The 12,956-nt window shown below is 38.8% G+C and carries 15 protein-coding genes; 9 read left to right on the top strand and 6 right to left on the bottom strand.

Annotated elements, in window-relative coordinates; genetic code table 11:
- The first annotated feature begins 31 nt into the window (after positions 1 to 31).
- Genes aroB through ACQV2R_RS06420 form a run of 7 tightly spaced genes read left to right on the top strand, consistent with a single transcriptional unit; the run spans position 32 to position 6,694 of the window.
- Complete coding sequence (gene aroB / locus ACQV2R_RS06390) at positions 32 to 1,072, top strand: 3-dehydroquinate synthase (protein ID WP_428891974.1); 1,041 nt, start codon at positions 32 to 34, stop codon at positions 1,070 to 1,072.
- Positions 1,073 to 2,344, top strand: coding sequence for a 3-phosphoshikimate 1-carboxyvinyltransferase (locus ACQV2R_RS06395; RefSeq protein ID WP_428891975.1), 1,272 nt, complete (start codon positions 1,073 to 1,075; stop codon positions 2,342 to 2,344). It abuts the gene before it with no gap.
- The gene (gene aroC / locus ACQV2R_RS06400; protein ID WP_428882204.1) at positions 2,334 to 3,446 is read left to right on the top strand and encodes a chorismate synthase; all 1,113 of its coding nucleotides are present in this window, start codon (positions 2,334 to 2,336) and stop codon (positions 3,444 to 3,446) included. The genes ACQV2R_RS06395 and aroC overlap by 11 nt, the downstream gene beginning before the upstream one ends.
- A gap of 26 nt (positions 3,447 to 3,472) precedes the next feature.
- Positions 3,473 to 4,759, top strand: coding sequence for a shikimate kinase (locus ACQV2R_RS06405; RefSeq protein WP_428891976.1), 1,287 nt, complete (start codon positions 3,473 to 3,475; stop codon positions 4,757 to 4,759).
- On the top strand, positions 4,725 to 5,183 hold the full coding sequence (gene aroQ / locus ACQV2R_RS06410) for a type II 3-dehydroquinate dehydratase (RefSeq protein ID WP_428874359.1): 459 nt from the start codon (positions 4,725 to 4,727) through the stop codon (positions 5,181 to 5,183). Before ACQV2R_RS06405 ends, aroQ begins: the two co-directional genes overlap by 35 nt.
- Positions 5,184 to 5,198: 15 nt before the next feature.
- Positions 5,199 to 5,969 (top strand): 3-deoxy-7-phosphoheptulonate synthase, encoded by a 771-nt coding sequence (gene aroF, locus ACQV2R_RS06415; protein ID WP_428874360.1) that lies wholly within the window; start codon positions 5,199 to 5,201, stop codon positions 5,967 to 5,969.
- Entirely contained in the window at positions 5,951 to 6,694 is a 744-nt protein-coding gene (locus tag ACQV2R_RS06420) for an aminotransferase class IV (RefSeq protein ID WP_428882208.1), read from the top strand. Before aroF ends, ACQV2R_RS06420 begins: the two co-directional genes overlap by 19 nt.
- A 19-nt stretch (positions 6,695 to 6,713) precedes the next feature.
- Here ACQV2R_RS06420 and ACQV2R_RS06425 read toward each other — a convergent pair whose 3' ends face one another.
- The 4 genes from ACQV2R_RS06425 to ACQV2R_RS06440 all read right to left on the bottom strand — a co-directional run bounded on the left by ACQV2R_RS06425 (position 6,714) and on the right by ACQV2R_RS06440 (position 7,919).
- Positions 6,714 to 6,938, bottom strand: a complete 225-nt coding sequence (locus tag ACQV2R_RS06425; protein WP_428874362.1) for a hypothetical protein — start codon at positions 6,936 to 6,938, stop codon at positions 6,714 to 6,716.
- Between the two features lie 144 nt (positions 6,939 to 7,082).
- Positions 7,083 to 7,226: an MgtC/SapB family protein gene (locus ACQV2R_RS06430; protein WP_428876270.1), complete on the bottom strand. Its 144-nt coding sequence runs from the start codon at positions 7,224 to 7,226 to the stop codon at positions 7,083 to 7,085.
- Between the two features lie 39 nt (positions 7,227 to 7,265).
- Complete coding sequence (locus tag ACQV2R_RS06435; RefSeq protein ID WP_428876269.1) at positions 7,266 to 7,409, bottom strand: hypothetical protein; 144 nt, start codon at positions 7,407 to 7,409, stop codon at positions 7,266 to 7,268.
- Positions 7,410 to 7,541: 132 nt separating this feature from the next.
- Positions 7,542 to 7,919, bottom strand: a complete 378-nt coding sequence (locus ACQV2R_RS06440) for a hypothetical protein (RefSeq protein ID WP_428891981.1) — start codon at positions 7,917 to 7,919, stop codon at positions 7,542 to 7,544.
- A 735-nt stretch (positions 7,920 to 8,654) separates the two neighbouring features.
- On the opposite strand from ACQV2R_RS06440, the gene ACQV2R_RS06445 reads away from it, so the two are divergent.
- Positions 8,655 to 8,753 carry a hypothetical protein gene (locus ACQV2R_RS06445; RefSeq protein WP_428891983.1) on the top strand — a complete coding sequence of 33 codons (99 nt, stop codon included), beginning with the start codon at positions 8,655 to 8,657 and terminating at the stop codon, positions 8,751 to 8,753.
- Positions 8,754 to 8,842: 89 nt separating this feature from the next.
- Here the strand turns inward: ACQV2R_RS06445 and ACQV2R_RS06450 are convergent, their stop codons facing one another.
- Both ACQV2R_RS06450 and ACQV2R_RS06455 read right to left on the bottom strand, forming a co-directional pair.
- Entirely contained in the window at positions 8,843 to 10,618 is a 1,776-nt protein-coding gene (locus ACQV2R_RS06450) for a C69 family dipeptidase (protein ID WP_428891977.1), read from the bottom strand.
- A 221-nt stretch (positions 10,619 to 10,839) separates the two neighbouring features.
- On the bottom strand, positions 10,840 to 12,006 hold the full coding sequence (locus ACQV2R_RS06455) for a polysaccharide deacetylase family protein (protein ID WP_428891979.1): 1,167 nt from the start codon (positions 12,004 to 12,006) through the stop codon (positions 10,840 to 10,842).
- A gap of 261 nt (positions 12,007 to 12,267) precedes the next feature.
- Here ACQV2R_RS06455 and ACQV2R_RS06460 point away from each other — a divergent pair, with 261 nt between their 5' ends.
- Positions 12,268 to 12,729: a hypothetical protein gene (locus ACQV2R_RS06460; RefSeq protein ID WP_428891980.1), complete on the top strand. Its 462-nt coding sequence runs from the start codon at positions 12,268 to 12,270 to the stop codon at positions 12,727 to 12,729.
- The last annotated feature ends 227 nt before the right edge of the window (positions 12,730 to 12,956 follow it).

The following is a 12,956-nucleotide window of genomic DNA, read 5'->3' on the forward strand; positions in this document are numbered from 1 at the left end:
GAGCTCCTATTTTTGTTTAGGAGGGTACATTTTGGACATCCAATTGAATGTTTTTCCTTATCCAATCTATCTAGAACACCATCATTTTAGTCAATTAAAAAAACGCTTAAGCCAAATGAGCGGAAAAAAGTTTCTACTAACGGATCAAAATGTGGCGACCCTTTACCAAGACCAAATTGATCAACTTGGGCAGTTAGCATCCTTTTCTTACCATATTGTTCCTGCCGGTGAAGCGTCAAAGTCATTAGCTTGTTATCAAGAAGTGATGAATCGCATGGTAGAAGAAAAACTTACTCGGTCTGATTGCCTAATCGCCTTTGGTGGTGGCGTCATTGGTGACTTAGGGGGCTTTTTAGCCGCCACATATTTAAGAGGAATCAACTTTATACAAGTTCCGACGACTCTTTTAGCTATGGTTGACTCTGCCATTGGGGGTAAAAATGGCATTAATTTTGGTGCCTATAAAAATCAAGTGGGTACTTTCTATCATCCCGCTTGGGTTCATATCGATATTGCCTATTTAGACACCTTAGATATCAGACAAATTAACAATGGGTTAGCAGAAATTATAAAATATGCGATCCTTACTGACCCCGCTTTATTGGAGGACATCAGGCGAGATAAAAGTCAACTCAACTACTTGAATCTAATTAAACGGTCTTTAGAAATAAAACACGCCTATGTTGCTAATGATTTTCACGATCAAGGTAAAAGACAATTCCTTAATTTAGGTCATACTTTCGCCCATGCCATTGAAAGTATTAGCAACCACCAAGTGAACCATGGTGAAGCAGTCGCAATCGGCCTATTATGGATGGCTCGTGCTAGTTTTAAATTGGGTTGGGCCCGCCAATCATTTGTTCCTCTTCTTGAAGATTTATACCAAAAACAAGGACTATTCCAGACTTATTACTGTGATAACCATGATTTACTGAACGCCATTAATCACGACAAGAAAAAACAAGACCAAACGATTCACTTAATTATTCCTGTTGAAATAGGAAATTGTGTCCGACAAGCCATTCCTATTCATGAATTAGGCCAATGGATTGAAGCAGGGAGTCGATTGTAGATGGATATTCAAATTATGCCTCACTCTTTAAAAGGCAGTATTTCTGCAATTCCTTCTAAATCAGATGCTCATCGAGCACTCTTTGCAGCCAGCTTAGCCAATGGTCCCTCTACCATCTATTTAGACCGTCTTTCAAAAGATTTAGAAGCAACATTGACTTGTATTGAAGGACTAGGTTGCCTGGTTCACCATGATTCAGATCAAAAAGCATACCATATCCTGCCAGATGCTCATTCTATGAAGCGCCACTTCAATGTGGGCGAGTCGGGAACAAGCTTACGCTTTCTAATTCCTATCTTAGCTAGTCGGTTAGAAAAGAACCAACAGGTCGAAATCCTTCGCCAAGGGAGTTTGATCAATCGAACCAACCAACCTTATTGGGACTTGTTTGACCAATTGGGTATTTATTGGCAAGAAGAAGGCCCTAGTATCTGGCTTTCAGGCAAGTTAGAAGCAGGAAATTACCAACTTCCAGGTAATGTTTCTTCTCAATTTATTTCAGGATTAGCTTTGGCTCTCGCTCATTTAAATAAAGCAAGTCAGATAAAATTAACTTCGCCTTTGGAATCCGCTGCCTATGTCGACATGACCTTAGCTAGCTTAAAAGAATTTAGTAAAAGGATTGATTTTTCTCATCAAACTCAAGCCTATCACTTACTCGATGGACCTATACAAGCAGCACCCTACCAAGTAGAAGGCGATTGGTCCAACGCCCTTTTCTTCTTAGTAGCAGGCGTCCAGGTCTTAAATCTTACTTTTGACAGTCTCCAAGCAGACCGTCAGGCTTTGTCCTATTTGGATAAATTGGGCTATCCCATCCCCGAGCCGGCAAGACAATCCACTGACTATCATCCCAGTAAGACTTCAACTGCAAGTAATCAAATAGTGGAAATCGATGCCCGTCAATTGCCCGATGCCATTCCTATCCTTACCCTAGCAGCCGCTAGAAAAGCTGGGATTACTCGCATCGTTAACGGCCAACGTCTCCGCTTAAAAGAAAGTGACCGGATAGAATCAACCGTAGCTCTTATGCAAGCTTTAGGTGTCTACATACAAGCTGAAGCTGATGGGTTCATCTTGCAAGGAGGGCAAGGCTTTCATGGCGGAATTGTGGATACTTTTCAAGACCACCGTATTGCAATGACAGCTGCCATTGCCGGTAGTTTTGCCCAAGAACCTGTGATTATTAAAGGGGCGGACTGTGTTTCTAAATCTTATCCCCACTTCTTCGATGATTTTCAAAAATTAGGAGGTATCTATCATGTCCTTTAGTCTCGGTCAAAATTTTCGTCTCACTGTTTACGGACAATCCCATGCTAAAGCGATTGGGGTAGTCATTGATGGCCTTCCTGCCGGTTTAGATTTCCCTTATGCAGCCATTCAAACAGCTCTCGAACGTCGTCGTCCTGGTAAAAAGGTTTGGTCAACTAGCCGTAACGAGACTGATTTATTTGAAGTCAAAGCAGGTATTGTAGACGGTAAAACCTGTGGGGCGCCCCTTTGCTTAGAAATTAGGAATCAAGACATGCAGTCCAAGGATTATGCCCAACATCACTATCTCCCTCGCCCCTCACATGCTGATTATCCTGCTTTCATTAAATATGAGGGACACCATGACATTCGTGGGGGCGGACACTTTTCAGGGCGCATGACTGCTCCAATTGTAATGGCTGGTAGTATTGCCCGCTATTTATTAGAAACAAGCGACATCCAAATTTATAGCCACATTCATTCAATCGCTGGTATAAAAGACCGGTTAGTTGATTTTGCGCAACCTGATTTTAAAGCCTTAAGTGAATTAGTTAATAAAGAATTTGCCGTAATTGATGACCTGCAAGGCCAAGCCATGAAGGAAGCTATCCTAGCCGCTAAAGAAGATAAAGACTCTGTAGGAGGGCAAATCGAAGTAATCGTTGACGGCTTACCAGTTGGTATCGGTCAACCCCTCTATGATTCGTGTGAAGCTAAATTAGCCCATGCCATGTTTGGCATTCCCGCCACTCGCGGCGTAGAATTCGGAACGGGCTTTGCTGGAGCAAACTTACGCGGCAGCCAGCACAACGATCCTTATTATTTGGATAATAACCTGATGGTTAAAACGCTGACCAACCATCACGGCGGTATTATCGGTGGTTTGACCACTGGCATGCCCTTGATTATGCGAGTAGCAATTAAGCCTACTTCTTCTATCGGTCAATCCCAAGCAAGTGTCAACCTTGATAAACAAGTTAATCAAGAATTGACGATTGAGGGCCGGCATGATCCTTGTATCGTCCCTCGGGTTGTTCCCGTTATTGAAGCAATGACCGCTATTTGCCTTTTAGACCTAATGATGATGGACGGTCAATGGCCAACTATTTCAACAAAAAATTAATTGCCGCCTTTAGAAAGTAGGTTCTTATGTTACAGACATCTCAAAAAAATAAAAAACCCACTCTTTGTGGCTTAATCGGACGTAAATTAGGTCATAGTTATTCCCAATCTATTCACCAACGAATTGGGAACTATCCCTATCACTTAATTGAATTAGAACCCAATCAGTTGAAAGACTTTCTTTTAGAGAAAAACTACCTCGGACTCAATGTGACTATTCCTTATAAAGAAGCGGCCTTACCTTATTTAGACAACCTAGACCCCTTGGCTAAAGCCATCGGATCGGTCAATACAATTGTGAATGAAGAGGGAAAACTCAAAGGCTATAATACTGACTACGCTGGCTTAGACTTTTTATTAAAAAACAATCATCTGACCTTAACAGGCAAAAATGTGCTTATTCTTGGATCCGGTGGCTCTGCCAAAATGATCGCTGTTTATGCTAAAAACCATAACTGTCACCGAGTTAGCCATTTAAGCATTCGCCAAGCTTTCCCACCATTAAAGGCTGACAATCAGGCGGCTCAAGTTATTTTCAATGCGACACCGGTTGGTATGTACCCTAATAACCAGGATTTAAGATTAAACTTGACCGCATTCCCTCAACTAGAAGCGGTCGTTGATCTCATCTATAATCCCTTACGGACTTCTTTAGTCCTCCAAGCCAAAAGCCAAGGCATTCAAGGTATAGGTGGACTCGACATGTTAATTGCTCAAGCTTTTTTTGCCAGTCAACTTTTTACCGGTAAGTCTTATCCGACAGACTTCATCCATCAAATTTGCCAATCCTATTGGCAGGGAATCGAAAACTTAGTTTTCATCGGAATGCCAGGTGTTGGCAAGACCACTCTCGGAAAAAAACTGGCTGATCAACTAGGCCGCCCCTTTTTAGACACCGATCAATTGATCGAAGCTGTCATCCATCAACCGATCTCTGAATATATTTCCAAGGTGGGCGAAAAACCTTTTCGCGACCTAGAAGAAAAAATCATTCATCAAGTGGCTAAGAGAAATGGGCAAGTAATTGCCACGGGCGGAGGTGCCATTTTAAGGGCAAGGAACCGACAAGCTCTAACTCAGAATGGTCGATTGATTCTATTGGAGCGCCCCTTAGAAGAACTGTCTCGAAAGGGCCGACCACTTTCAGCTTCACTAGACCAAGTTAAGCGTTTATGGAATGAACGAAAAACACTCTACCAAGAGAGTGCAGACCTCATTATTCCCGTCAAGTCTTCTATCCCTACTAGCTATCAAGAAATGCAAGAAAGGCTGATCAAACATGCGATTATTAGTCCTCAACGGACCCAACCTTAACTTATTAGGCATCCGTCAACCAGAAATATACGGTCAAACCTCATACTCTGACTTAACAAACTCTTTAAAAAAATGGGCAAATGAATATGCTGTAGACCTTGATATCTTTCAATCCAACCACGAAGGAGCCTTAGTCGATAAAATTCAAAATGCTTATCAAAAGGTGGATGGCATAGTAATAAACCCAGCTGCCTACACCCATACATCCATCGCTATTCGCGATGCTTTAGCAGCCGTTGCCATTCCTTTTGTAGAAGTCCATCTAAGTTCTATTAGTCAAAGAGAAAGTTACCGACAAGTCTCATATATCCAAGATTTAGCCTTAATAACAATTGAAGGACAAGGCCCTGCAGGCTACCTTCAAGCTCTGGATTTTATCAAAAATTACCTCTTTAATCCTAATAATCCATCACCTATCACATAGAAAGAGAAGATATAAATGACAATGAATTCTGTATCTGTAAAGCAAGTCACTTTTGGCAAACAACCAGCTATTGTTATCGCTGGACCCTGCTCTATTGAATCTGAAGAACATATTTTTAAAGAAGCTCAAGCCTTGAAGGCGGCGGGAGTCGACATGATTCGAGCGGGTGCTTATAAACCAAGAACTAGCCCTCATGCTTTTCAAGGTTTAGGCTTTGAAGGTGTAAAGTACTTAAGAGCCGCCGCTGATTCAGTTCACCTCCCGATGGTCACAGAAGTTTTAAGTGAATATGATGTCGAAAAGCTGATCGATCTTGTGGACATGTTTCAAGTAGGTTCTCGAAATATGTATAATTACCAACTGCTGAAGTTGTTAGGTCAAGCCGGTAAACCTGTCCTATTAAAAAGAGGCTTTTCAGCAACTCTTAAAGAATGGGAAATGGCCGGTCAGTATTTAATGAGCGAAGGAAAAGCTTCGGTTGTATACTGCGAACGCGGCATACGTAGCTTTCAAGATGAAACACGCAACACCCTTGATTTAGCAGGTGCTATTCTCCTCCAAGCCAAAACGAAACAACCTGTCGTTATTGATCCTAGCCATGCCAGTGGTAGACGCGACCTCATCCTCCCTTTAAGTAAAGCCGCTTTAGCCGCTGATATTTCGGGGATTATGGTCGAAGTCCATCACAATCCCGACCAGGCCTGGACCGATGCCGCTCAGACTATTGATTATTCTATGTTGGATCAACTAATGAAGGAGTGCCAACCATGGCTTACATCAAATTAGATGAAGGCTTTCTTTTTGGACAAGGTGTTTTTACCACCCTTAAAGTCATCAATGGACAAGCGCTCTTCTTAGACCAACATCTTAGCCGTTTGTGTCAATCAGCCAAAGCTTTAGGTTTCAAAAGTTCTATAACCAAAAACGTTATTGTCAACTCTATTAACGAGAAAGAAATGGTGGATGGGGCTTTAAAAATCATCCTCTCACCAGGTAATCTTGTTCTACAAGAACGATCGGATCCCTATGGTAAGAGATTCTTGCCTGCAAAGCCATTAAAATTAGCCAAGTGGCAGCGCCATTCCTCTAACACACTCTTGCAACATAAGTCCACTATGTACTTAGCGAACAAAATTAATTTAAAGCAGATAAGAGAAAAAGGGGCTTTTGAATGCATCTTTTTAAATGAAAAAGACCAGATCACTGAGGGAAGCTTTACGAATCTCTTTTTTGTTAAAGACCAAGAGCTTATCACTGCTCCAACAAGCGCAGGTCTTCTTCCAGGTATTATGCGTCAATGGGTGCTTGACCATTTCCCTGTGACTATTCGCCCCATAGACTGGCAAGAAAGACAAACTTTCCAAGCTGGTTTTATGACCAACTGTTTGATGGGGATTACTCCAATTAAAACACTTGAATCAACCCATTACCAAGATCATCATCCTCTAATTGATTACATCCAAGAGGAATATTCTATAAAAATATATAAGCAAAAAGCTAGCCAATGGTGATAACATTTGACTAGCTTTTTTATTCATTATATTCATCTTCCGATTCATAAATACTCACGCCTGCAAGCTGATTGATATCTTGAAAGAACTTTTCAGCATGAACTTCTTTAGGAATTACTAGACGGACTAAATAATCAAGTTGGTCACTATTATTCACCAAGGGTTTGATAAAAGTGACGGTAACTAATGACACTTCAATAAAATGAAGGACCTCATTAAAAGATTGAACATCATTTGCTTGCACAAAAACCGTTACCCAAGGTGTTTTCTTCCTTAATGAGCTTTCAAGTCTTTGTAAGAAGGTCAAAGTGATTAGGAGTATAAAGCCTACAACAATTGCTACTTCGTAGAAGCCGATCCCAATTGCTAAGCCAATACAAGCCGAAGACTACAAGCCCGCAGCCGTGGTTAACCCTTTAATTTTGTCACGATTAGTAACTAAAATCATACCGGCACCTAAAAAGCCAATCCCACTCACAACTTGCGACCCCATCCGTGTAGCATCAACTCCTTCAAAAAAATTCGGCTGCAAACTGATTGGTCATCATTACCATGGCTGAAGTTACACAGACTAAAATATAAGTACGCATACCGGCTGGATGATTTTCAATCCACGTCCAAAACCAATCATACCATTAATCAACATAGCTAAAAGGGGCCTTAAGAGTATGGTAAAGAAATTTACTTCTTCAAAATTAATCGTTGGTAACTTCATTGATGACCTCCCTAAAGTTAATTTCTTTTTCTTTGTTTAATAAGTATAACAGCTCATCATTTTTCCCTACTTATTCTCTTTAAATTTTAACTTTATTTATATAAAAGCACTTCGCATAGAAGTGACTTAGATTTATAATTCAATCACTTGGCTCTTGTTTAATTCCATAGCTTTTTCATAAATCGCTTTTCCAACTATAATATCTAAAACAGCAGAGCCTATCGTCTTAAAGACAGTGAGTTCGTCTTCTGATTGACGCCCGGCTATTTTACCTGAATCTAATTGACCTAATTCACCTGTGATGGACTCTTTTTGTATCATACCTTTTTTAAGCGGATTGATTAAATCGCCTGATTCGTTTAAGACTCCATCTTTGGTATCTAAATAGATCTTACCTGCTTGAGCAAAAATTGCTTCAGGAAGTTCTTGCATGTCTGGTGTGTATGAGCCTACGCCATTAATATGGGCTCCTGGTTTAAGATTTTTACTATCAAAAACGGGTTTTGTAATGTGGTAACAATTGTGATAACGTCGTCCCCACCGATTGTTTCTTTTGGAGAAGCAACAGCTTTAATTTCAACGTCAAACTTTTTAGCGAATAAATCCATCATTTTTTTAAGCGAATGCGCTAGCACGCTCTTGGTCACTATCAAAGGCACACTCTTCTTTAATTGGTTGCGCTGATAACATCGCTTCTAATTGATGCTGAGCGTGTCCCCCTGTTTTAAACATGGATATTATTCGGATAGACAGAAACTATTTTAAACCCTGTCGCCGAGCCAGCTAAACTTGGCATGGATAAATTTTGACCTCCGAATTCTTCTAAATCAATGTTTGTTCTTAAGGGAGTATCTGTTTTATCTTCAGAATATAATTTTAAAGCTTTTTTACCGCTTGAATAGTTCTTTCATGGTCATAACTTCCTTTATATCTGCTTCATTCAACACTCTTATTTCCACGGAAACACTCTCTTTAACTTTATCAAGTTTTATCCGCTTATTAAGAGTAACAAAAGAGAAGCCTTAGATTAAGCAATAATTCTTAGCTTCTTGAGCCTATTTATTAATAGTTTTGATATTATAAATTATTACATCAACATAGTGAAATGTTTTGCTGTTAATTATTGAAACAATATCTATATCAAACAATACTAACCTATTCTATCCTTATTTGTTCGATATATAATGGGCATCAAACCATTATTAAAAATAGAACTTATTCCTCCCTCCTCAAATCAATGAACCAATTGAAGGAATCAACCATAAGATTAAACTTATCAACAGATATGCTGATGGCTATCAATACTACACACACTTCCGAGCAAGTGGTTTAGTCATTTCATAACGCTTTACGTCAGGAAAAAAAGATCAAGCAACAAAAACATGCTGCTTGATCTCTTGAAAAATATTATCAATCCGATTGGACAATGAGCCTTATTTCTCTACATACTCTGCTTCTAAATCTTTAATTTGATCAAAAGCATCTTGAGCTAATTGCATGGTTTGTTCAGTAATCCACTCAGCAGCAGCTTGGGGATCTTCCGCATACATCGTAATAAGTTCTTGACGTAATTCTTCGTATTTATCTTTACCAGCTTTTTCAATGGCTAAGATCTTTTCTCTCATTTCTGGTTTTAAGTTCTCTTCATCTTCTAACATAATGGTTAGTAGATTATCTACTGCCCAATAGAATGATTCTGGATCATATTCATTGGTTTCCACTTGGTAAGCAGATAGTGTGTCATTGATATTTCCAAAGTATGGTAAGTAAGGTGAAACGGTAGGCGATCCCATCGCTAACCACATCACACCTGGTACTTTTTCAGGCATATCTTCATAAATTTGGAAGATATGAGCTTCCATTGTATTTTTGTTACCAATGGGATATAAAGCATTCTCAGGCTTTTCTGGTTCTTGCTTTTCAGTCGTTTCAGTTTCTTCGCCCTCTGTTGTTTCAGCTTCTTCGCCTTCTGTTGCTTCAGCTTCTTCGCCCTCTGTTGCTTCAGCCTCTTCGCTTTCTTCTACTTCGGTTTCTTCGGTTTCTGTTGCTTCGGTTTCTTCGCTTTCTTCTACTTCGGTTTCTTCGGTTTCTGTTGCTTTGGTTTCTTCACCTTCTGTTGCCTCAGCCTCTTCGCTTTCTGTTGCTTTGGTTTCTTCACCCTCTGTTGCCTCAGCCTCTTCGCTTTCTGTTGCTTTGGTTTCTTCACCTTCTGTTGTTTCAGTTTCTTTAACAACTTGTCCACCGGTAGCAGATGCGATGTTATCCGCTGGAATATAATCTGTATCTTCTAAACGATTTCGTTGTAAGCTCATGACTTGATCTAATGTGATTGTTTTATCCGTAGAATGTAAGAATGGAAACTCTGTGTCATCTAAAGAAACTTCTGCATCTGGATCTAAGGTTTTTACTCCAGACCAATACCTAGACACAGACCCGGGATCTATTTCAGCTGCATAAGAATCAGCAACCCGAATCATCCCCTCTTCCTCGACATAAGTACCCGCTTCTTCTGCAATGTTAATTAAATCGGCAGAGGCAATCACATTTTCAGTATCGTTCACATCGATTGTTTCTAAGAAGAACGAGTTGGGGAATACGGCAAACATATCATCTGGCAACTTCATCGCAGCATATTGATGACCGGATAAAATTTCCATATACCAAGTTTCATTTTTATCAGCAATAATCAATCCGTTGCCTTCGGAAGAGCCTTTCTCATCGATAATCGATGCTAACAACTCCACGCCCTCACGCGCTGTTTTAACGTGACCTAAAACGACGGTCGTCATGATTCCTTCTGAAAGACCATTTTCAACTAAAGGGTCAACCGCTAAAACTTCATCATTAGTATAAGTAGTAGTGGTCGCATCCATCGCTACACCATACTCATTATAACCTGCTTCATAATACAAGCCCCACTCAGGGGTGGTATCTGGCACAGCAAAATACTTATAAGATTGAGCTGGTAGTTCAAATTCGAACTTAGTATATTCATCCACTAACTTTGCGCCTTCTTCATTTTCCGTCGCTTCAATTACTACAAAAGTCTTATTATGGCTTTGTTCTAAGTCTTCTGTTCGGCCAAAAATAACTGACCCATCTTCTGTAAGGCCCTTACCAACATATACGCCTGTACAGGCAGCTACTGGTTGAGCCAGTAACATTCCTGCCGATAACATGGCAACAATGCTTGCGAAAAACTTCTTCATAAAATACCTCCTAAATTTTTGTGTAAACGCTTCATGATTTAATTATAACACTTGGTTATTACTTAATCAGTTTATATAGCATATTATTTTTATAAATAGATTATGGCTCATTAGTTATAATCTAAAATTGTAAAAAACTATTAAACAAAAGAAAAAATAATGCCCAACTAGACTTGAATTCTAGCTAGGCATTTATACTTATGATAATGAGGTTTGAATAATTACATCATTTCATCCAGTCGCACAAACTGATACCCATTGGCTTGGACGCTTTCAATGACTGCTCCTAATGAGTTAGCCGATTCTTGATAGATGTCGTGCATTAAAATTACTGGACTAGGTAATAGGGTTGCTACTACACGGTTGATAATGGCTTGTTCATTTCGACTCTTCCAATCTTCCGAATCAACGTTCCATAGAACAGGAGTCATTTCCGTTAAATTCATTTCACGTTTGCCACCTGCTCCATATGGCATTCGATAGTAGTTGACAGGGGCATTAGTCACCCTTTCAATAATTTCGTTAGTGTGATTCAGTTCATATAGAACATCAGCATCACTAATTATTGTATAATTTCGATGACTGTAGGAATGGTTGCCCACCAAGTGCCCTTCATCATGCATGCGTTGAATAATTTCGGGATACTTTTCTGCATTTTGACCCAATACAAAAAAGGTTGCTTTCACATCATGTGCTTTAAGAATATCTAGGATTTGTGGCGTAGTGACTGGGTTGGGCCCGTCATCAAACGTTAAGACTGCAAATTTAGCAGAGTGCATTTGAGTATTAGTATTTTCATCTGGCTGGGCTGATATGTTTATAAACTTCCCTAGGTCTGGGTCAGCATAGACTTTACGAGGGACTGGAATAGAATGTTCATAAATTGCCTTTCCCCAACTTTGATAACAGTGACTCAAGTCTTTGTATGTTCTTGTTAAGTTGTTTGCTTCTAATTTACGATCAATTTCTTTCACTTTAATTAAAAAACCCGGAGAATATTTGTTAGGATTTTCCATATTCTTTTTAAGATTACGAACCTCTTGATTTAATTCGACTAGCGGCCGATCTCTCTCGGCTAAAGAATGGATGGATTCTTTGAGTGGTTGATCAGTTATTTCAGCTAAAATGGTCTCTATTTTTGTATTATACTCATTGAGACTAATATCTCTTAATTCTCTTTCTTCAACCACACCCTCTCCGGTTAAGGGTTGCGTTTCATATAATTCCAATAGTTCTTTGCGATAAGCTTCAGGCGATTTGTTCTTTCGAGCACTCAATTCGATTTTTGAAAAGGTCGATTCATTCTGATTGTTAGCATTAAATGTCATATAAATGATTAACAGTAAAATTGAACACACTGCTAGGCTGGCTGCTATTTTCTTATACATTTGATCACCTTATTTTATTCACAATTTTTTTCCAGCTTTTTTTACATCTTTTTAAGCATACTCCATCTAATAGATAAATTCTAGGGAAAAAGATAAAGAAATTAACTTTATTTACAATTGTTCCAATTAGAAATTTTAATTATCTTTAATTATTCTAAAACTATATTGTTATAAAAATTCAAAAAGTTTTTAAGTCCTTTTGGTTTTCTATTTATTATTCTCTAAGGCAATAAGCTATCTAATTGAATGCCTTCTCCTTCAATGTTATGGTTAATATATAGACAAGAAATAAAACTGTTAAAATCAAAAGGAGGAGTCATTGATGAAAAAAATATAGTGCTATTGGCAAGTATGATGATGTTGGGGGGAGTGACTGTCTCCGCTCAAGATGAAGAAAAGATTGAAGAATTGAAAATCGAAATTAAAGTTCTCAAAGTGGAGCTGAAAGACAAGAAAGCCAAGTTAAAAGAATTAACAGGTGGAGATGAAGAATATATTATTACGGATGACAAAGACTTCTTCATTAAATATGTCGAAGTAAATGAAAAAGATGATGAAGAATTAGGGTATTATTATGAGTTCGTCTTTGAAGTAGAAAATAAGACAGATAGAACCATGAATATCATAGCAGAAGATGTTACTATCGATGATGATTTAATCGATAAAAAATGGTTTTTCTTTCAGAAGAAATTGAAGCAAGCGCTAAAGGCGAAATCATCTTAAAATTCAAAGCTTAGAAGAAGATGAAGAGGCACCTGAATTAGATGATGATTTAGAAATGACGCTAAAATTAGTGAACGAAGAAGATCCTGACTTAAATATTGATTACCCTGTTTCGATTGATATAGATTAAAATGATTAAAACACCCAGTTTATAAACTAGGCGTTTTTTCTTTTGACGAATTGTCCAATCAAATGCAACACCGATAGTAAGAAACTAAAAAGTTCTT

Origin of the sequence: Facklamia sp. P12937 (assembly GCF_050409505.1) — a bacterium.
Taxonomy (GTDB): Bacteria; Bacillota; Bacilli; order Lactobacillales; family Aerococcaceae; genus Facklamia.